This window comes from Paenibacillus sp., from assembly GCF_031177825.1.
Taxonomy (GTDB): Bacteria; Bacillota; Bacilli; order Paenibacillales; family YIM-B00363; genus Paenibacillus_AE.
The window spans coordinates 1-17,625 of the sequence record NZ_JAPSKE010000023.1; the positions used below are offsets into that span (position 1 = coordinate 1).

Annotated in this window: 15 protein-coding genes and 1 pseudogene; 5 read left to right on the forward strand and 11 right to left on the reverse strand. The window is 60.8% G+C overall.

Annotation, left to right across the window (positions count from 1 at the left end):
• Window positions 1–158: 158 nt before the first annotated feature.
• From RIN49_RS21385 to RIN49_RS21400, 4 genes are all read right to left on the reverse strand, one after another.
• Complete coding sequence (locus tag RIN49_RS21385; RefSeq protein ID WP_309122185.1) at window positions 159–830, reverse strand: hypothetical protein; 672 nt, start codon at window positions 828–830, stop codon at window positions 159–161.
• Between the two features lie 23 nt (window positions 831–853).
• Window positions 854–1,528, reverse strand: coding sequence for a polymer-forming cytoskeletal protein (locus tag RIN49_RS21390; protein WP_309122186.1), 675 nt, complete (start codon window positions 1,526–1,528; stop codon window positions 854–856).
• Window positions 1,525–2,163, reverse strand: coding sequence for a YhbD family protein (locus RIN49_RS21395; RefSeq protein WP_309122187.1), 639 nt, complete (start codon window positions 2,161–2,163; stop codon window positions 1,525–1,527). Before RIN49_RS21395 ends, RIN49_RS21390 begins: the two co-directional genes overlap by 4 nt.
• A 161-nt stretch (window positions 2,164–2,324) precedes the next feature.
• Window positions 2,325–5,372: an OmpL47-type beta-barrel domain-containing protein gene (locus RIN49_RS21400; RefSeq protein ID WP_309122188.1), complete on the reverse strand. Its 3,048-nt coding sequence runs from the start codon at window positions 5,370–5,372 to the stop codon at window positions 2,325–2,327.
• Between the two features lie 363 nt (window positions 5,373–5,735).
• Between RIN49_RS21400 and RIN49_RS21405 the strand changes: the two genes are divergently transcribed.
• Window positions 5,736–7,112 carry an extracellular solute-binding protein gene (locus RIN49_RS21405; RefSeq protein ID WP_309122189.1) on the forward strand — a complete coding sequence of 459 codons (1,377 nt, stop codon included), beginning with the start codon at window positions 5,736–5,738 and terminating at the stop codon, window positions 7,110–7,112.
• 84 nt (window positions 7,113–7,196) lie between these two features.
• Here the strand turns inward: RIN49_RS21405 and RIN49_RS21410 are convergent, their stop codons facing one another.
• Window positions 7,197–9,227, reverse strand: a complete 2,031-nt coding sequence (locus RIN49_RS21410; RefSeq protein ID WP_309122190.1) for a LuxR C-terminal-related transcriptional regulator — start codon at window positions 9,225–9,227, stop codon at window positions 7,197–7,199.
• A gap of 141 nt (window positions 9,228–9,368) precedes the next feature.
• On the opposite strand from RIN49_RS21410, the gene RIN49_RS21415 reads away from it, so the two are divergent.
• Genes RIN49_RS21415 through RIN49_RS21425 form a run of 3 tightly spaced genes read left to right on the forward strand, consistent with a single transcriptional unit; the run spans window position 9,369 to window position 11,083 of the window.
• Window positions 9,369–9,830 (forward strand): cupin domain-containing protein, encoded by a 462-nt coding sequence (locus tag RIN49_RS21415; protein WP_309122191.1) that lies wholly within the window; start codon window positions 9,369–9,371, stop codon window positions 9,828–9,830.
• A 28-nt stretch (window positions 9,831–9,858) separates the two neighbouring features.
• On the forward strand, window positions 9,859–10,572 hold the full coding sequence (locus RIN49_RS21420) for a hypothetical protein (protein ID WP_309122192.1): 714 nt from the start codon (window positions 9,859–9,861) through the stop codon (window positions 10,570–10,572).
• 34 nt (window positions 10,573–10,606) lie between these two features.
• Window positions 10,607–11,083: a DUF2269 family protein gene (locus RIN49_RS21425; RefSeq protein WP_309122193.1), complete on the forward strand. Its 477-nt coding sequence runs from the start codon at window positions 10,607–10,609 to the stop codon at window positions 11,081–11,083.
• A gap of 46 nt (window positions 11,084–11,129) precedes the next feature.
• Here RIN49_RS21425 and RIN49_RS21430 read toward each other — a convergent pair whose 3' ends face one another.
• From RIN49_RS21430 to RIN49_RS21445, 4 genes and pseudogenes are all read right to left on the reverse strand, one after another.
• On the reverse strand, window positions 11,130–11,678 hold the full coding sequence (locus RIN49_RS21430) for a DUF1697 domain-containing protein (protein ID WP_309122194.1): 549 nt from the start codon (window positions 11,676–11,678) through the stop codon (window positions 11,130–11,132).
• Window position 11,679: 1 nt separating this feature from the next.
• Window positions 11,680–12,652, reverse strand: a pseudogene (locus tag RIN49_RS21435) (ABC transporter permease).
• Complete coding sequence (locus tag RIN49_RS21440) at window positions 12,649–14,139, reverse strand: sugar ABC transporter ATP-binding protein (protein ID WP_309122257.1); 1,491 nt, start codon at window positions 14,137–14,139, stop codon at window positions 12,649–12,651. The pseudogene RIN49_RS21435 and the gene RIN49_RS21440 overlap by 4 nt, the downstream one beginning before the upstream one ends.
• Before the next feature lie 122 nt (window positions 14,140–14,261).
• Window positions 14,262–15,365: a sugar ABC transporter substrate-binding protein gene (locus tag RIN49_RS21445; protein ID WP_309122195.1), complete on the reverse strand. Its 1,104-nt coding sequence runs from the start codon at window positions 15,363–15,365 to the stop codon at window positions 14,262–14,264.
• A gap of 255 nt (window positions 15,366–15,620) precedes the next feature.
• On the opposite strand from RIN49_RS21445, the gene RIN49_RS21450 reads away from it, so the two are divergent.
• Window positions 15,621–15,806 carry a DUF2524 domain-containing protein gene (locus RIN49_RS21450; protein ID WP_309122196.1) on the forward strand — a complete coding sequence of 62 codons (186 nt, stop codon included), beginning with the start codon at window positions 15,621–15,623 and terminating at the stop codon, window positions 15,804–15,806.
• 54 nt (window positions 15,807–15,860) lie between these two features.
• On the opposite strand, the gene RIN49_RS21455 is transcribed toward RIN49_RS21450, so the two are convergent.
• Window positions 15,861–17,039, reverse strand: coding sequence for an NAD(P)/FAD-dependent oxidoreductase (locus RIN49_RS21455; RefSeq protein WP_309122197.1), 1,179 nt, complete (start codon window positions 17,037–17,039; stop codon window positions 15,861–15,863).
• Between the two features lie 16 nt (window positions 17,040–17,055).
• A complete protein-coding gene (locus tag RIN49_RS21460; RefSeq protein ID WP_309122198.1) occupies window positions 17,056–17,490 on the reverse strand; it encodes a DUF1641 domain-containing protein in 435 nt (144 codons plus the stop codon).
• Window positions 17,491–17,625: the final 135 nt, after the last annotated feature.

A 17,625-nucleotide genomic window follows, 5' to 3' on the forward strand; every position in this document is an offset into this window, starting at 1 on the left:
AAACATAATATTCGTACCCGCCGAGCTCCGTCATGATCGTCGGCATCGCCGTGGAGACGATCGTCTGATCCAGGGCGCCGACGAAGAGGCCGAGCAGCAGCCCCGCGACGACCCAATTGAGTTTCGTATGCTTATGATTCATGGTACACCTCTCGTCGTTATGGTTCCTTCCGAAATTCTCCGACTTCCGCCGACTTGTGCGTACGAAGAGATTCGGTGTATTCCGCTCGGCGGATGCGGCAGCCGGGCCCGAGCTCGATCCGCTTCCCTCGGACGACGTCCGCCCGCGTATGCTCGAGGTAGATGTCGTCTCCCTCGATCGTCTGCGCGACGAGCTCCGGCGCGCCGCTCCCCGTAAACCAGGGTTTCAGCGCTCGGAAGCCGCGCCGCCGTACGCTGATGGTTCCGCCGCCGATGTCTTGCGCTCGGCTTGACCCGTACAGTCGAATATCCGCCTGCCCCGCGTTCAAGAGCCCTCCGATATCGAAGGCGCCTCTCGCGTTCAGCCGGTCGGTTTCGAGATCGCCTTCCGTCGACACTTCCCCCCGGACGACCATCGTCCGGGCGCGAATGCCGCCTTTCGCTTCGATCCGTCCGGTCAACCGGAGATCGTCCGCCGTAAGCGCGCCTTCCAACGCCGCCTCGCCGAGCAGCCGAAGCCGCTTCGCGGACAATCCGCCCTCGACGCTGCACGTGCCGATGCAGGCGAACCGCTCGCACCGCATCTCCCCTTGGATCATCGCTTCGCCCGTAATTCGAACGGAGCCGAAATCTCCGCCCGAAGCGGTGCCCATTCCCGTAATTTTGACGTTCCCTCTCTCCGACGTCATTCGCGTTCCTCCTTCGTCGTCCGTCACGGCCGCTGCGTCTTTGCGCCGACCGTCGCGTCCGGGTGGACGAACAGTTCGGTCCGGTATTCGACTTCGCCGATCCGGCAGCCCGGTCCGATCGAAACGCGGTCGCCGCGTACGATGTCCGCCGTCGTCTCGCACAAGTCGATGTCGTTCCCTTCGATCGTTCGCGCCTGCAGCTGCGGCTGGAACAGCGGGACGATCAATGCCAGCAGCCGGCTCCAGTCGCTTCGGCTCGAACGCTTCACGACGATGCGGTCGCAGCCGACGTCCGCGACGCGGCACCGGCCTTGCAGCCGAATATCGACGACGCCCGCGTTCAGCAGTCCTTCGATCGCGAAGCCGCCTTCCGCGTCGAACGCCTCCGCTTCGACGTCCCCGCGTACGGACACGTACCCGTTCAACGAGACGCTCTCCCCTCGAAGCCGTCCTTGCAGCGTTACTTGCCCCTCGATCCCGACGCGCGCCGCGTCGATGCCGCCCGTTCCGGTCAGCTTCCCGCTTACGACGAAGCCTTCTTCGCAGCGAATATCGCCGTTCACCGTGCCCATTCCGTTCAGCGTAAACGATCGGCACGTCACCGCGCCCTTCACCGTCCCCGTCCCTTCGACGGACACTTGGCGGTAGCTGCCGCCCGAGGCCGTGCCCATCCCGACGATCTTGAGGTCTCCCGTCATCGCGCTCCTCCTCCCAACAGCTTCAGATGCAGTTCTTCGATGCATGCCGCCACGCCGAGCCGCGCCGCCAGCTTCGCGCCGGGCTCCGCGTTCAACGCGGCGTCCGCCGGCGCCAAGACGACGAAGGGGACGCCCATCTTCCGAAACAGGACGAGATCGCATCTTCCGTCTTCATACGACGGGAGATGCGCGCGCAGCGTCTCCAACGCGACGCCGCCTTCGTCCAGACCGGCCTCGCCCGTTCGCATCAACTTATCGACGACGAACAATCGCAGCAGACGAGCGAAGTCAAAGACCGTCTGCGCCGACTCCTCGGCGAAACGCTCTAACACAAATTCCGAAACAATGTTACGCTCAACGATCTCTTCCCTCGTCACCGATACGTCCGAGAGTCGCGGCGTCAGCTGCCCCGCCAGCTCGTCGAGCGCGAAATCGTCCTTCATATGGACGATCTTCTCGATTCTAGGCAGGATGAGCTTTCTCGGAAAAAACGTCTCCTGACCCGTAAACGTCGACTTTCGAATAAACCATTCCTCGGGGATCAGGTTTTTCCGCTTCCACCGATACAATTGACCGTACGAGATGCCCGTTTCTTCGAGCAGCTCCTTCTTCGAAATCAATTCCGTTTCGTCCACGACGACCACCTCTGATGTGAATTGTAACATAACACTGTTACGTTGTAAAAGAGTTCGATGCCCTCTTCGTCCCCCTCCTTCCCGCTTCTCGCAAGAAAAAACCCGGTGCTCTCCATAGGTAGAGAACACCGGGGTACCGAGTCGACGTCTGTTTCGTTCGCTTACTCCCTATTCATTAACACTTCCGCATTGCGAAGCAACGCATCCGCCGCCTCGGGATGAATCCGTTTCCCGCTTAGCGCCTGCGCTTCCATCATGAGCGCTTGCCAACTGCCCGCATGCGCTTTCGCCCGCAAGCTTTCGGCGATGCCGGCGTTATCGATCCGACCGCCGGCCAGGAACCTGTCGATCAGCTCCAACAATGACGCAGGGCTTGCCGCCGTATGGAAGACCACTTGCTCTTGCTTCGAATTGCCCGCAACATCGCTCGCGGTCACGGATACCGTATGCGCCCCGACAGGGAGCGCGTACAGCGGAATGACGTCGCCGGGCCGAATCGGCTCGCCGTTCAAGCTCACGGACACGGATGCCGGCTCTACGCCGGATGCGGAATCCGAGACGGCGACCGCGATCGTAATTTCGCCGGACGTCTCGTACACCGCTTCCGGCTCGATCTCGACGGCAATGTTCGGAGCAGCGGCATCCTTTCGGAGCTCCAGACGCTTCGCCGCTTCCCGATTGCCCTTGGCGTCGACGGACCGGTAAAGCATCGTATAGAGCCCGTCCTGCCCGAACGAGACCGGAGCGGTATATGCGCTCCACGTCGAACCGGAATCTATGCTGTACACCGTTTCCGTCACGCTGGATTGCTCGTCGGCGGCATGCAGCGTCACCGTCGCCGGACCCTGATACCATCCGTTCGACCCGTCGGGTTCGGCGGGATCGACGGCGGCCGACGTGACCGGCGGCTCGCGGTCCGAGCCCGGCGGCGTGTATTTCCACAATTCCGAACTGTCCGAGAAGTAGAAGCTCCCGAACGCATCGCGGTTCAAATAATTGCCCTTGCTCCCGTCCAGCAAGACATACTCGTTCGTCTCCGGCTTCACCATGAAGAACTGCCCGCGCGACGTGCCGTACAGGTTCCCGTCCTCGCCCGGATGCAGGAACGCCCATGCCCAAGTGGTCGACGAGCCGTACCTGCGCAGCTTCGCGGCCCGGTAATCGAACCTGCGAGTATCCGGATTCAACTTGAATATATAGTCCTCCGCCACCCCCCAGACGTTCCCGTCCGGTCCGACCGTCAACCCCGTCACGCCTTTCCGGCCCGTCGCGGGGATCGTCTCGAACACCTTCCGTTTCGTAGCCGGATCGAATACGAACAACTTCGCGTTCGTTTCCGTCGGACCGCTCGTGCCGAGCCCTCCATACACGGTCGTACCGGCATAGAGGAGTCCGTCCTTAAAGGTTAGAGAAATGACGCTTTGGTTCGGAACGATATTTTCGTATACATTCAACTCGCCCGTTGCGAAGTCGTACGTCGCAAGCGCTCCCTGCAGCGACGTCGTGTTCGGAACGGTGCCGACCGCCAAGCGGTCGTTCGCCGGATCGTACGCCATCGCGAACGGACGGTCCTGTCCCTGCCCGCGCAGGTTGAACAACTCCCGCGGATTCGTCTTGGAGAAAGGCAATGCCGGATCGTACTCCAAAATCCGCGCGCCCGCGTAAGCGCCGAGAATCAACTTACCGCCCCGCACGACCGACGATTCGATCTGCCCGAGCGGATTCGACTCCGACACTTCCCCGGTCGCCGGATCGTAGGAAGCGAATCCCGACATGTAACCGGCGACGTACATCTTGTTATCGGGTCCCGCATGGATGCTTTGAATCAGGATCGGCGCGCCGCCGTAGTTCGCCGGAGCGACCTCCGCATGTCCGGTCTCGAGATTGTAGTAGATCACATGGCCGTAAGAGCCCATGCCGACGAAGGTGAGTCCCGGCCAGTCCGGACTGCCGAGGTCGATGAATTCGCCGTCTTGAAAATTCGTCGTAGATTCGAGTTGTTTGATAAGCGTAGAGGATTGCGTCGCGGAATCGTACGCATACAGCTGTCCGCCAAGCGTAAACAACGCCCGTCCCGGTTGACCCGGGATCGGAGCCACCTGCCCCGAATGAATGTCCATGCCGTTCGGATCGTAATAATCGATCGTATCGTCGGGCTTTACGACCAGCAAGTCGCCGTTCGAAAATTTCACGAACAGCCGGTCCTCGTCGAAATCCATGCCGTACGGGAACGCGTACGTATCTCCGCCCCCCGGAATTAACCCGCCGAGAATTTCCTTCCGCGTCCCGTCGGGGCTGTATTTATAGATCCGGCTCAACGTGCCGCCCGCGCCGGCGTACAGCGCATCCCGTTCGGCGTCGTAGGCCAGCGACCGGACATAGCGCTGCCCTGCTTCCACGACGCCGAGATCGACGATGTCCTCCGTCGCCGGATCGAACACATAGAGCTTGCCGCTCGGGTAGGTGCCGGCGTACATTTTCCCGTCCGGTCCGGCCGTCATGGAAAATACGTGGGTTTCCGTCCCGAACCGCCCCAAATTTTCGAACTCCAGCGTGCCCGGCGTATACCGGTACAGCCTTCCGTCGTAATGCGTCCCGATATACACGCGGCCGTCCGTGGCCGCCTTCACGCCCCAAGCCGACTCTACGCCGGGCAGCGGGTACGTACGCAGCACGTCCCGGGTTAACGCGTCCATGACCGCGAATACCGTCGGCACCTCGTCGCGTCCCTTAAACACAGAATAGATTACATGCTTTCCGTCCTCGAAGCCGATGTCGGAATCCGCATTGATGATGCCCTGTACGACGCCGCCGATCCGCTCGAACGTACCGATCTCCATCTCCTCGAGCGCTACGGCATCCGCATATCCCCGGCCGATCCCTGCGCCGGAGGAATAAATCAGGATCCTCGCGTAGGCCGCGGTCGTCGGGGCGAGGCCGCTAGCGCCGTGCTTCTTCCACTCCCCGCCCGTCGTCTCCAACCACGCCGACGCTTCTCCGACCCGAACGCCGCTCGCGTTGTAGTAAAGCAAATACAGCCCCACGACGCCGCGCTCGATGTTCATCATGGCCGAGGCGGAATAGTTCGTCCCCGGCGTCACCGGAATCGGTTCGGATTCCAGGCCCAGCGCCCGAACCGTGTTCGTGTCGTCCAACAGCAAGCTTTGCGCGCCTTCGAAACGGTTCGCCGAGGAGACCTCATAGAACATCTCGCCGAAACCTTTGCCATACGTTTGCTCCCATCCGGGAACCGTTCCTGCGGAAGCGGCTTCTTCGAATCCGGCGTTTCGGATCTGTAAGGACGGGACCTCTTCCGCGCCGGCGGCAGGAATGAGTGAAGCGCTTACAACGAGAGCGGTCAATGCGCCGACCAACCTTCGAAATGGGGAACGAATCGCAATCCTCTCCTTTTCGTTATTGATTTACATCTGACTCACTTTCCATTGTATGGGCGGCCCCATTGGCTGTCAACATTTAGCAACCCTAATAATAACACCCTGCCTTCTCTCTTGATTCCAGCCTATCTCTTCGGTATGCTTGTCTCCGAAATCCCTTTCAAGGACGGTGGCAGTATGAGCTCCACGCACAGCCGCAAGACGTTCCGCATTCGGTTGGAACATATGATCGGCGCCTTGCGCGCCGACATTATGACCGGAAGGCTTCATCCCGGCGCATTCCTTCCGTCCGAACGGGAGCTTGTCTCCCGATTCCACCTAAGCAATAAACTCGTTCGCGTGGGCTTGGAGCAGTTGGTATCCGAAGGCTTGATCGTCAAGCTTCCCCGGGTGGGCAATCAGGTCGCCGATACGGCCCGGGATCGTAAAGCGACCGTCCGTTTCGGATATCATCGCTCCTTGGAGCAGGAAGCGGACATGAACCGCTTGCTCGAACTTTTCCATACCGCCCATCCGTCCGTTTACGTTCATCCCATCCCGTTGTCGTTTCAAAATTATCACGAAACCGTGGCGAACTACTTGGAATCCGGCCTGCTCGATGCCGTTACCGTCAATGTACGTAACTTCGAACAATTCAAGGCGAGCGGGGGCCTTTCCTTGCTCTGCGCCCAACAGCCGAGTCCGTCCGTGTACCCCTCGTTGGAGCAAGCGTTCACGCATGAGGATGCGTTATATGTTCGGCCGTTGCTGTTTTCGCCGCTGATCCTTTGCTACAACCCTTTACATTTTCAGGAAAAGGATCTCCCGCTCCCCTTCCGACCGAACGGATGGGACGACTTAATGCGCGACGCTTCCCTTCTCTCCGTGGAAGACGAAAGATTCGGATTTTACAGCTACCTGCTGTCGAACAATCGGTGGCCGATCTTTTTGCTGCAGAACGGCGCGAAGCTCTCGAGCCGCCGCGAACGCGCGGAGGCATTCGTCGACCGAGTCGTCGAAGGCATTTCGTATTGGGGAGAGATCATCTACAACCACCGCGCATTCCCGACCTATTTATCCGGCAAAGATACGGACGCGGAGGAATTGTTCGCGCAGGGCAAGGTGTCGATCATTATGACGACCTATTTCGCGCTGAACGCGCTGCGAGAATCCGGCGTCCCCTTCGACATTGCGCCCTTGCCCTCCTTCGGCGGAGGAAATGATTCGTTGCTGATGACGATCGGGATCGCGGTGAACCGGATATCGGAAGTCCGCCATGCGGCGCAAGCGTTAGCCGACTTCCTGTGTTCCGAGCAGGCGCAGCGGCATATCCGGGAGCGCACCTTAAGCATTCCCTCCGTAACCGAAGCCGCGGAAGCGGCGGAACCGGGATCCTCGTACCGTCCGGCGCATGACGGCATCTTTCGCGAGCTGCTGCCCCGCTCCCGGCCTTTCACCGATATCGGAATGACGGTGGAGGAGATGGACCTTGTCCTCAAGGAAGCCCGGTTGTTCTGGTCGCGTCTTCAGACGAAGGATTCGATGCGCAAGCGGATCCGCGAGCTTCTGCAATGAGCCGATCGCATCCTAGAGGGCTTTCCATAGGAAAAAGAGCAGGCGGCCGACCGGGCCGCCTGCTCTTTTTCGTTATCGTTCCCGTTATTCTCGGTCGAACAGCTTGCTCACAAGCTGCGTTCGGTTGGTGACGCCGAGCTTCTGGAAGATCGAGGTCAGATGCTTCTTCACGGTAATTTCGCTCACGAACAATCTCGCCGCGACGTCCGCGTTCTTGAGGCCCTTGCCGATGAGCGCGACGATGTCGGCTTCCCTTTCGGTGAGCATCGACAGGTCCGGCTCGGACTTTCGCTGGGGTTCGGGGAGGCCGTCGAGTCCGAGCTGCGTCATCATCTTCCGAAGGTACTGGTGCAGACGCGGGCCGCGAGTATCCAGATAGTACGTATAGGCCGGCGTCCGACCGTCGTAATCGGTATGAACCGCGTCCGCCGTCTCGCAGCCCAGCCGTCGATGCACCTCGCGGAAGAACGGCAGCGGCGGCGGCGAGCCGGCGATAAAGCCGCCGGTCAGCATCAGCGTGATGAAGTGCAAGCCCGCATCGGCCCGGAGCGTCCAGTCGCCGAAATCGGCCACGTCGATGCCGTACACGAACAATCCGTAGTCGGTATCGGCGGGAACGCGCATGGCGTTCAGCTGCCGCTCGTCCAAGCTGCGGAAGTACGCCGAGGACAACGGCTTGTTCAGCAAGAAGTCCAGCGTCTTCTCGTGAATCGGAATCACGACGGACAGTCCGACCATCTCTCCCGTCGGCTTCCGCAGCAGCCGGATATGCACGCGGTGCAGCCGACGCAATTCCTCCAGGTGCAAGTGCTTGACCGGGAACAAGCTTTGCTCCGGCGTAATGACGAACTCCTTCGGCGCGTTCGTCTCCGGATCGACGTACGGGATGCGTGCTTCCTTAGGGGACGCCTTGCGCCGCGCCAAGTACCGCTCCGCTTCCGCCGCGTTCGAATCGTCCAGCGTCTCGAAGTAATGAGGGGAGGCGGTTTGGTAAAAAAACTCGCGAATCAAGTGATCGCCCAAATAATAAAACGCCTCGCCGGCTTCCCACCCGGCGTCGCGGGACGAGCCCGCGCCTCGGCCGACGGCGCGGTAAAAATACGCGGCCCCTCGCCTCCGAAGCGCATTATACGTCTCCGGCGTCCGCGCCCGAAGATCTTCGGCGACGGCCGCTCGGACGAGATCGTGAAGCAGCCAGCCGCGGGATGTTCTGCGCACGAACGACAGCGAGACGAGCTCTTGGAACTGCTCCGTTGTCACGGGCTTGTCCGCCGCGTAGGATAAAATTTCTTGATTGAAGTGCCTTAGCACCGCCGCGGCTTCGACCAGCGACCGAAGCTCGGGCCCGGGCACCTCCCTCAGCCATTGGGCGGCGACGAACGGGAATACCTCCTCGTCCTGCAGCCGCGTCTCCTCTCGGATCGTCGCGGCGTGCGCGGCGAGCGACAAGGACAGCGGATGGCCCTTCGTCTTGTTCCAAATCGCCCGGACCGATGCTTCGTCGCGGACGCCGTGGTTCTCCAAGTATTGTTTCGCATCTTCGTACGCGAGCTCGGAAAGCGGCGTCCACGCGATCATCTGCCGCCAAGCCGGGGACAGCCTCCAAGCGCCTTGCAGCGGGTTTCGTCCGGCCACGGCAATCAAGACCGAGGGGTCGAGCCGCGGGAGGAGCTGCTCGCGAATCCACTGATCGAGCGCTTCCATCTCTTCGTACGTATCGAAGGCCAGGCACATCGGACGTTCGGCCGCGACGGCGTTCACTCGGCGGATCGCGTCGGAAACCTGGAACGTCTCTTCCTCGGGTTCGGGCCCCCCCGCGTCCGCGGCGGGGTCTTCCAGCAGCCGCGCCAGCCTCGCGCATAGCGATTGCGGCGTATGCAGGAAGTCGCGGCTGTCCAGCAAGAGAAACCGGCAGCCGGATTCCGCGGCGATGCGGCGGTATTCGTCGAGGAGGAAGCTCTTGCCCATGCCTCCGATGCCGTAAATATTGATCAACCGCTTCTCGGGCGCCGCCCCGGCCAGCAGCCGGCGGAATCGGTCGACTTCCCGGTGTCTGCCCGCCATGAATTTCCTCTCGAAGGCGTCGATTTGAAAGTCGGTGTCGATGTCGGCCATGACGCTCGTTCCCCCTTAAAGGGTCTTTTATACAGAAGTATAGGGTCGCTTTATATTATAGGATAATTCAACCAGCCCCGGAAGGGTGGTACCTTGAAAAGGCGGAACGACAATCCATCATTTTCGAGGAGGTTCATTGAATTGAAAAAATTTGCAAGAAGAGAAGCGAGCAATACGTACTTTTCGTTGGGAACGCGGGCGACGTTTTTGGTGCAAGGCGAAGACACGGGAAACCGATTTTCGTTGATCGAGTTTTTGCTCGTGAAGGGGGCCGACACGCCGCCGCATACGCACTTGAACGAAGACGAGCATTATTACGTCCTGGAAGGGGACATCACTGTGCAGGTGGGCGAGGAGACGATTCGGGCCACGCCGGGTACGTACGTGTTTTTGCCCCGCGACGTAAGGCATGCCTACCGGGTCGAATCGGAACAGGCGAAGCTGCTGGTGGGTATCTACCCTGCCGGATTCGAACAATTTTTCCGGGCGAACGGCGTGCCGGCCGACCCGGACGCCGTCCCGCCGGCGCCGCAAGGGCCTCCGAGCGACGATCAGATTCGCGCCATGATCGAGGAAGCGGCGAAATACGGCATTGTGTTTTAATTCCGAAGCGGAAGAAGGGGAGAGCGACATGATGAAAAAGTGGCTGATCGCGTCCGTCGCGATATTCGGTTCATGGAGCGGGAGCGTCTCCGCTCACGGCACGGCGCCTCAAGCCGCAGCGGCGAACTTCGAGACGCTTACGGTGGTCGTCAACGGCGTGAAGGCGGAGTCGGCCGCGGATCATACGACGGCGGACGGGAAGCGTTACGTGTCGATACGCGCGTTCGCCGAATTGTTCGATCGATCGTTCGCGCTGAAGGGCGGGAACCGAGAGGCCGTCTTCAATGAACGGACCGTCCCGAACGTGCGCATGATTCAGGGCGAACCGACCGCATGGATCCGGGACTTGGCCGCGGCCGTCGGCGCGCAGCAGGTGACCTACGACGCGGAGCGCAACGAGATTTACGTGTTGGCGCTGCCGGAAGGATCGATCCAAGTGTCGGAGACGGTGCCGGCGATGGGCGAGCATTGGGGCAACCCGCAGGCGGGCGACCTGCCGGTCGGACCGTTCTACGGCGTGCACGAGGGGAAGCTCGTATTTCTCGAGTACATGATCGATTGGAAGGATTTCCAGGAAGGCAAAAATCACGTGAATTTGAAGGGAATGAAGGGCGTTCCTTCGCCGGAAGTCGTGCAGGTGGACGTCGAGTTCCAACCGGCGGGACATCCGGGATTCGAGACGCCGCACTACGACATTCATCTGTATTTCATTTCCGATTCGGAGCAGCAGCAAATTCAATAAGCGGGGCTTCGATTCCGGGGAAAGGAGCTATTATATGTTTTGGTTGAAAACGCTGGTCGCCGTTCATGTCCTGTCCGCGATCGTCGGCATCGGTCCGACCTTCATCATGCACCTGTTGCTGCGCGGCAACCAATCGGCGGCCCAATTGCGGCAGTCGCTCGACCTGATGGGAATCGTCGAACGGTTCCCGAAAATCGGCGGCCCGGTCGCGGTGCTGAGCGGCATTCTGCTCGTCTCGTTATACGGGTACGGCAGCTTCGGGCAGCTGTGGCTGGTCGGGTCGCTCGTTCTGTTCGTTCTCGTCCAGATCGTGGTCGTCGGCGTCGCCGGACGGCAGTTGAAGCCGGTGTTGAACTGGAAGCGGGACGCCTCCGAACAGCAGGAGCCGGTCGTTCCGCTTCAGGTGGAAGCCGCGTTGCGACGCGTCGGCGGTTCGATGTGGCTTGCGCATGGATTGGCCGTGGCGTTGTTTTTGCTGATGATCGTGAAACCGACGACGATGCTGTGGTGAACCGAGAGGGGGCAAGGCGAATTCGCCTTGCCCCCTCTCTTTGCAGCTACTCCCGCGACATCTCCAGCAGCTTCCGCATCGTGTTCCAATTGCGCGTCGTGACGCCGCCGCCCAGCTTCAGCATGCGATCGCCGAGCGGCGACTCCGACACTTTCCGGCGGAACCGAAAGTACACTTCCCGCTCCCCCGCCGTATACTCGTCGTCCCCTGCGTCCCCGCCCGGTCCGCCCGCCAACGCGGCGTCCAGCTTCTCCTGCGGGATCGCTTCCTGCAGCAACGCCAGCATCACCTGCTTGCCCTCTTCCGAGGAATGGACTTCATACGGGCAAGCGGCCATGATCCGTTCCAGCTCCTCGAACGAGCGGACGAGCACGGCGATAGGCTTCTCCAGCATCGATCGGAGCGTCTCCGCGACGATCTCGCGCACCTTCTCTTCCGACCCGTCGGACGTTTCGCATACGATGTTGCCGCTCTGAATGTAGGTGCGAACCCGCGAGAGGCCGTTCGACGCGAGGGCGGCCCGCAGCTCCTCCATTTTCACGATGTTGTTTCCGCCGACGTTAATGCCCCGCAATAATGCGATATATCCCGTCATGTCAATGCCCCCTTTTGTAATACGTAATCGCGAGGGCGACTGCGAGCACGGAGCCTTTGACGATATCCATCGCGTAATACGGCACGGACAGCATGATGAGGCCGTTGGACAAGATGCCGATCAGCACCGCGCCGGCGAACGTGCCGAACGCGTTCGGCTTGCCCGCGCCGAAGACGGAGTAGCCGATGAAGGCGGCCGCGACCGCGTCCATCAAAATACGGCGCGCCCGCGTTCACCTCGGCGTTCATGACCCGGGCGCCGAGCACGATGCCGCCGATGCCGGCGAACAGCGCGGAAATCAGGTAGGCGGCCAGGCGGTACTTGCCGACCGCGATGCCCGACAGCTTGGCCGCTTCGGGGTTTCCGCCGATCATGTACATGTAGCGGCCATGCTTCGTGTACGTCAAGAACAGATGCACCGCCAGCACGACGATCAGCATGATGACGATGATCCACGGCACCTTGCCGATCGCTCCGAACGCGTCCGGAATTTCGCCGGTCGCATAGTCGCCGCTCGGCAGAATCATGTTCTCGGAGATCGTCGCCCCTCGCGTATACGTAAGCGCGATGCCTTGGAAGACGAACATCGTCGCGAGCGTCATCAGCATGTCCTGGATCTTAAAGTTGATGACCAAGAACGCGTTCACGAGTCCGACGACGAGACAGAAGACGATCGCGACCGCGATCCCGATCCCTACGCTCTGCCCGTACCAGACGAACATCGAGATGACGATCGCGTTCGCGAGCGACGCCGTCGAGCCGATCGACAAGTCGAAGCCGCCGACCGCGAGCGAGACGGTGAGGCCGATCGCGATGATCGTCACGATCGAGATCGACCGCAGAATCGTCACGATATTCGCGCCGTTCAGGAAGTTGTCCGTCGATGCGCCGAAGACGACGATCAGCAGCAGAATGGTGATCAAGGTCCCATACTTGTAGAGAAAATCGAAAAATTTATGCCCGACGGCGTTCATCGCTTCAAGCCTCCCGTACTGTACAGCAGCAGCTCTTCCTCGTTCGTGCCGCGCGTCTCCAGTTCTTTCGCGACGGCGCCGTCGTACATGACGTACGTTCGGTCCGTCAGTCCTAAGATTTCCGACATTTCGCTGGATGCGTACAAGACGCACTTGCCTCGGCGCCCCAGCTCGGCGATTAATTCATAGATGTCCCGCTTGGCGCCGACGTCGACGCCCTTGGTCGGCTCGTCGAATAGATAGACGTCGGCGTCGGCCAGCAGCCACTTGCCGATCGCCACCTTCTGTTGGTTGCCGCCGGACAAGTTCTTCACGCGAGCGAGCTCGTTCGGCGTCTTGATGCCGAGCGATTCGACGAGGCCGCGGGCGGCGTCCCTCAGCTTGCCGGCGGCGATCCACGGTCCGGCGGTCGTGAACCGTCCGAGCGTCGCGGCCGTCAAGTTCGCCGCCACCGACTCGTCCACGAAGACGCCTTCGCGCCGGCGCTCCTCGGGCACGAGGGCGACGCCGGCGCGCACCGCGTCGTACGGCGAGCGGATGCGCAGCCGCCGCCCGCCGAGCGTCACGTCGCCGGACGACGTCGGCGACGCCCCGAACAGCGCGCGGCACAGCTCCGTCTTGCCCGCGCCGACGAGACCCGCGACGCCGACGATTTCGCCCGCGCGAATATACAGGTCGACGCCTCTGACCTTGTCGCCGTCCCGGATGCCTTTCGCTTCGAAGCGCACCTCGCCGATCGATCGCTGCATCGTCGGGAATTGCCCTTCGAGCCTCGCGCCCAGCATCTGCTCGATGACTTGCTGCTGCGTGACGTTCCGCAGCTCGTCCCGCGCGACGAGGCGCCCGTCCCGCATAATCGTGATGTCCTCGCATATTTCATACAGCTCGGGCAGCCGGTGCGAGATGAAGATGACGCCGACCCCGTCCGCCTTCAGCTGCCGGACGAGCGCGAACAGCCGGTCCGTCTCGCTGCTGCTGAGCGGCGCCGTCGGCTCGTCGAGCACGAGGAAGCGGCACTCCCGAGACACCGCTCTCGCGATGAGCGTCATCTGCTTCTCGGCGAGCGTCAGCTCCTGCACCAGCTTCTTGGTCGACAGCGTCAAGCCCAACCGCTCGAGGATCGACTGCGCCGACCGATGAACGTCGGCCCAATCGACGAACGACTTGCCTCGCATCTCGTGCACGAGGCTTTCGAGCATAATATTTTCGCCGACCGTCAGGTTCGGGATGAGCGCCGTATCGACCTCTTGATAGACGATCTGGATCCCGACATCCTTCGCATCTTTCGGCGATCGGATGCGAACCGCTTCGCCGTCGATCCGAATGTCGCCGGTGTAATGATCGTAGGCGCCGGACAGCACCTTCATCAACGTGGACTTCCCTGCGCCGTTCGCCCCGATCAACGCGTGGGCTCGCCCGGCCTCGGCCCGAAAGTCGACGTCCGCGAGCGCCTGCACGCCGGGGAAGGCGATCGAAATCCGGCTCATCGTAAGCACGCTAGTCTTCGATTCTCCCAACAAACCCACCTACCGTCCGAACAGGATAGGGCGCCCTTATCCGAAGGACAAGGGCGCCGCATAAGACAATCTATTATAACATGGAACTTTCGTTAGTTGGCGTTCGCTTCTTTTAGCGATTTCATCCAATCTTCCTCGAATGCGTCCGTCGTGCCCCAGCCCGGAATAATGTCGGCGAGCGTCGCCATGTTGACCGCTTCGGACGACTTGTTCAGCGTCGCTTGGTCGATCAACGCCGCTTCGAGGTTGTACGTCGGAGGCGTCTCTTCGCCGGCGAGCTTCTTCGCGAGCAGGCGCACGTTGACCGCGCCGATCATCTTCGGATCGACGGCCGCCGTCGCGACCCACGGGCTGTTCTCTTCCTGCATGATTTGCAGGTCGGCGTTCGAGACGTCGATGCCGTAAATCTTGATTTCCGTCCGGCCCGCCTCGATCAAGGCGCGCGCCGCGCCGATCGCGAACGCGTCCCACGTCGCGAAGATCGCGTCGATCTCGCCCTTCGGATACTTGGACAGCATCGCCGCGACCGCGTTCTGCGTATCGACCGACGTGTTCTCGTTCGCCACGCCGAACCGTTCGAGCTCCTTGATGTTCGGGTACTTCGCGAGCGTCGCTTGGTAAACCGTGTTCCGGCGCACCATCGGCGGGAAGCCGTCGACCCACAGGTAGACGATCTTCGCGTCTTCGCCTTGCTCCTTCACGAGCTGGTCGAGCGCGAATTGCGCAAGCGCTTCGTCGTCCTGCGACGTCAGCGTTACGCCTTCGACCGCCGACAAGTCGCCTGTGGAGTCGAATGCCACGACCGGGATTCCCTTGTCCGTCAGCTTCTTCACCGCGTCGACCGTCGCCGGGTCGTCGCCGTGCGAGACGACGACGCCGTCGTAATCGCCGTTCGCCGCTTGGTCGAGCGCGTCGAGGAACTTCGCCGTGTCTCCGTTCGCCGAGAACGTGTCTACGCTGAAGCCGAGCGATTCGCCTTCTTGCTTCGCCCCGGCGAGGAATTGCGCCGTATGATCGTCGCCGCCGATCTTGCGGATGACGTTCAGTTTAATATCGCCCTTCTCGGCGAGCGCCGCCGGAAGATTGTCCACTTCGAGGTTGCCGCCGGTTTTGGCCGCTTGTCCGCAGCCCGAAAGCGCGATGGCCGCAGCCAGCGTGACGCCCGTTATGTAACGAAGCTTCTTGTTGATGTTCATCTCTAGTTCTACCCCCACGCATATAATTACAAGTAATCCTATCGGATTTAAATAGAAACGTCAATAGTTTTATAGGATGAACCATTTCGCACGAATAACCGCCGCCCTGTTCACGAACAATAGCTTTGTCCGATCAAGGATAAACGGGTTCCCCGTCCTATGAAGGACGGCTTCCGTTTACCGAGACGATTCAGGTGTTATATCCGCAGGATATAACACCTGAATCGTGTACAATAACCGCGGGGAGGATTCGCCATGCTGGATCAATTGGAAAGCAATTACGACTGCTCGAACGCCGACGACGACTTGCCTAAGCTGATGCAGGAGCTCGAGGAGTGGAAGTCGAAGACCGGGAACGACGCCTCTAAGGAAACGATCGATACGATCCATCGGCTGGAAAATCAGATCCACTTCATCCGGAACAAGTGCGGCATCCGCTAATGAAAAGAGCGCCTCTCGGCGCTCTTTCGTTACTTACGCGCGCGAACGCGGAAATCAATAAGCGAGCGCGAACAATCCTTCGATATGCGACAAGTACCGCGCGTTGCTCGCCTTCTTCATCAGCGAAGCCGGAGCGCCCTTGAGCTCGATGCCGTGTTCCCCGATGGAGCCGATGCCGTCTTTGCGACCGAGGCTCGCCAGCGTACCGGAGAATACCGGGTGGAACGTCTGCAGACTGCCGCCGTTATACGTTGCCGCGATGTTCGCGCCGACGAGCTCGCCCATCTGCCAAGCCAATTGCGCCGTCGGCGGGTACGGACGTCCTTCCGGTCCGAAGACGACCGCGCAGTCGCCCGCGAGGAATACGTCCGGATGCGATACCGACTGCAGGTACTCGTTCACGGACGCGCGGCCGCGGTTCACTTCGATGCCGCAATTCGCAACGAGCGCGTGCCCTTGCACGCCGCCGGTCCAGACCAACGTGCCGGTTTCGATCGTGCGGCCGTCCTTCAGCGTTACGACGCCGCCGTTCACTTCGGTAATCGGCAGGCTCGTGAGGAACTGCACGCCGCGCTGCTCGAGGCTCGTCACCGCGCGCTGGATCAGCTCCGGCGAGAACATCGGCAGAATCGTCGGCATCGCTTCGACCAAGTACAACGACACGTCGTTGAAGTCTACGCCCGCCTCGCGGCAGTAGCCCGGGAGCTCGTCCGCGAGCTCGCCTACGAGCTCTACGCCGGTGAGGCCGCCGCCGCCGATGACGAACGTCGCGTCCGCTTTGTTCTTCGAGACGCGGTACGCGCGAAGCTTCCCCTTCACGTGCGCGAAGATGCGGTTCGCCTCTGCCGCCGACTTCAGCGTCAGGCTGTTCTCCTGGAGACCCGGGATGCCGAAGTAGTTCGTCTCGCTGCCGAGCGCGAGCACGAGCGTGTCGTAGTCGTAGGAGGAGCCGTCCGCGAGCGATACTTTCTTGCCGGCCGGGTCGACCGCCTGCACGGAGCCGATCTTCACGTCGATCGCCTTGCCCTTGAACAGCTTGCTAAGCGGCAGCGCGACGGCTTTCTCGGACACGTTGCCCGCGGCCAGACGGTGAAGCTCGGTAATGATTTGGTGAGAATCGTATTTATTGATGACCGTAATTTGCGCTTCGCTCGCGGACAGATGCTTCCGCGCGGACAGCGCGCTTAACAAGCCGCCGTATCCGGCGCCGAGAATGACGATTTTTTTGCTCATGGATTTCGCGCCCCCCTTAAGACTGCTGTTTACGTTCGCCGAGTATGTCCAAATACGCTTGGCCGAAGCGAAGCATCCGCTGCAGCTCCGGATCCTTCAGCATCTTCAGCATGCCGAACAAGCCGATCGTCGTCTCGTCCGTCTCCGCGCGGTCGTTCGCCTCGATCGCAGCGGAAGCGAAGTATTTCGCCTTCTCTTCAATCGGCTTGAGCACCTCTTGGAGGCCGCCGATCGTATCTTGAATGAGCACGCGGTCGGTAACGACCTTCTGCGCCAAATCGTACGTCTTCGTCAGAAGCGCCGTCATCTCCGCCAGCTTCGGCAGGTTGTCGACCAGCGTCGTCAACGCTTCCTGCACTTCCGGCTTCAACAGCTGCTCGAGTACGTCAGGTCTCAGCGCGGACTCTTGCGTCGCTACGGCCGGCTGCTTGTTCGCTACGCTTGCTTCCATTCTTCTCCCACTCCTTGTTGTGTCGGACGTCGGAATACATTGTGAAATTCTTCACATACTAAAAAGTTCTCGTCCGACGTTCCTATGAATGATGTCCTTGTGAATAGTTTATTACATTACAGACCGGTCTGCATT

Bases quoted from the DNA above. Each gene is read 5' to 3' on its own strand.
- RIN49_RS21430 (WP_309122194.1), bottom strand. From the start codon at position 11,678: ATGACGGGATATATCGCATTATTGCGGGGCATTAACGTCGGCGGAAAC.
- RIN49_RS21420 (WP_309122192.1), top strand. From the start codon at position 9,859: ATGATGAAAAAGTGGCTGATCGCGTCCGTCGCGATATTCGGTTCATGG.
- RIN49_RS21440 (WP_309122257.1), bottom strand. From the start codon at position 14,139: ATGAGCCGGATTTCGATCGCCTTCCCCGGCGTGCAGGCGCTCGCGGAC.
- RIN49_RS21455 (WP_309122197.1), bottom strand. From the start codon at position 17,039: ATGAGCAAAAAAATCGTCATTCTCGGCGCCGGATACGGCGGCTTGTTA.
- RIN49_RS21410 (WP_309122190.1), bottom strand. From the start codon at position 9,227: ATGGCCGACATCGACACCGACTTTCAAATCGACGCCTTCGAGAGGAAA.
- RIN49_RS21425 (WP_309122193.1), top strand. From the start codon at position 10,607: ATGTTTTGGTTGAAAACGCTGGTCGCCGTTCATGTCCTGTCCGCGATC.
- RIN49_RS21385 (WP_309122185.1), bottom strand. From the start codon at position 830: ATGACGTCGGAGAGAGGGAACGTCAAAATTACGGGAATGGGCACCGCT.
- RIN49_RS21405 (WP_309122189.1), top strand. From the start codon at position 5,736: ATGAGCTCCACGCACAGCCGCAAGACGTTCCGCATTCGGTTGGAACAT.
- RIN49_RS21400 (WP_309122188.1), bottom strand. From the start codon at position 5,372: ATGTTCTATGAGGTCTCCTCGGCGAACCGTTTCGAAGGCGCGCAAAGC.
- RIN49_RS21445 (WP_309122195.1), bottom strand. From the start codon at position 15,365: ATGAACATCAACAAGAAGCTTCGTTACATAACGGGCGTCACGCTGGCT.
- RIN49_RS21390 (WP_309122186.1), bottom strand. From the start codon at position 1,528: ATGACGGGAGACCTCAAGATCGTCGGGATGGGCACGGCCTCGGGCGGC.
- RIN49_RS21460 (WP_309122198.1), bottom strand. From the start codon at position 17,490: ATGGAAGCAAGCGTAGCGAACAAGCAGCCGGCCGTAGCGACGCAAGAG.
- RIN49_RS21450 (WP_309122196.1), top strand. From the start codon at position 15,621: ATGCTGGATCAATTGGAAAGCAATTACGACTGCTCGAACGCCGACGAC.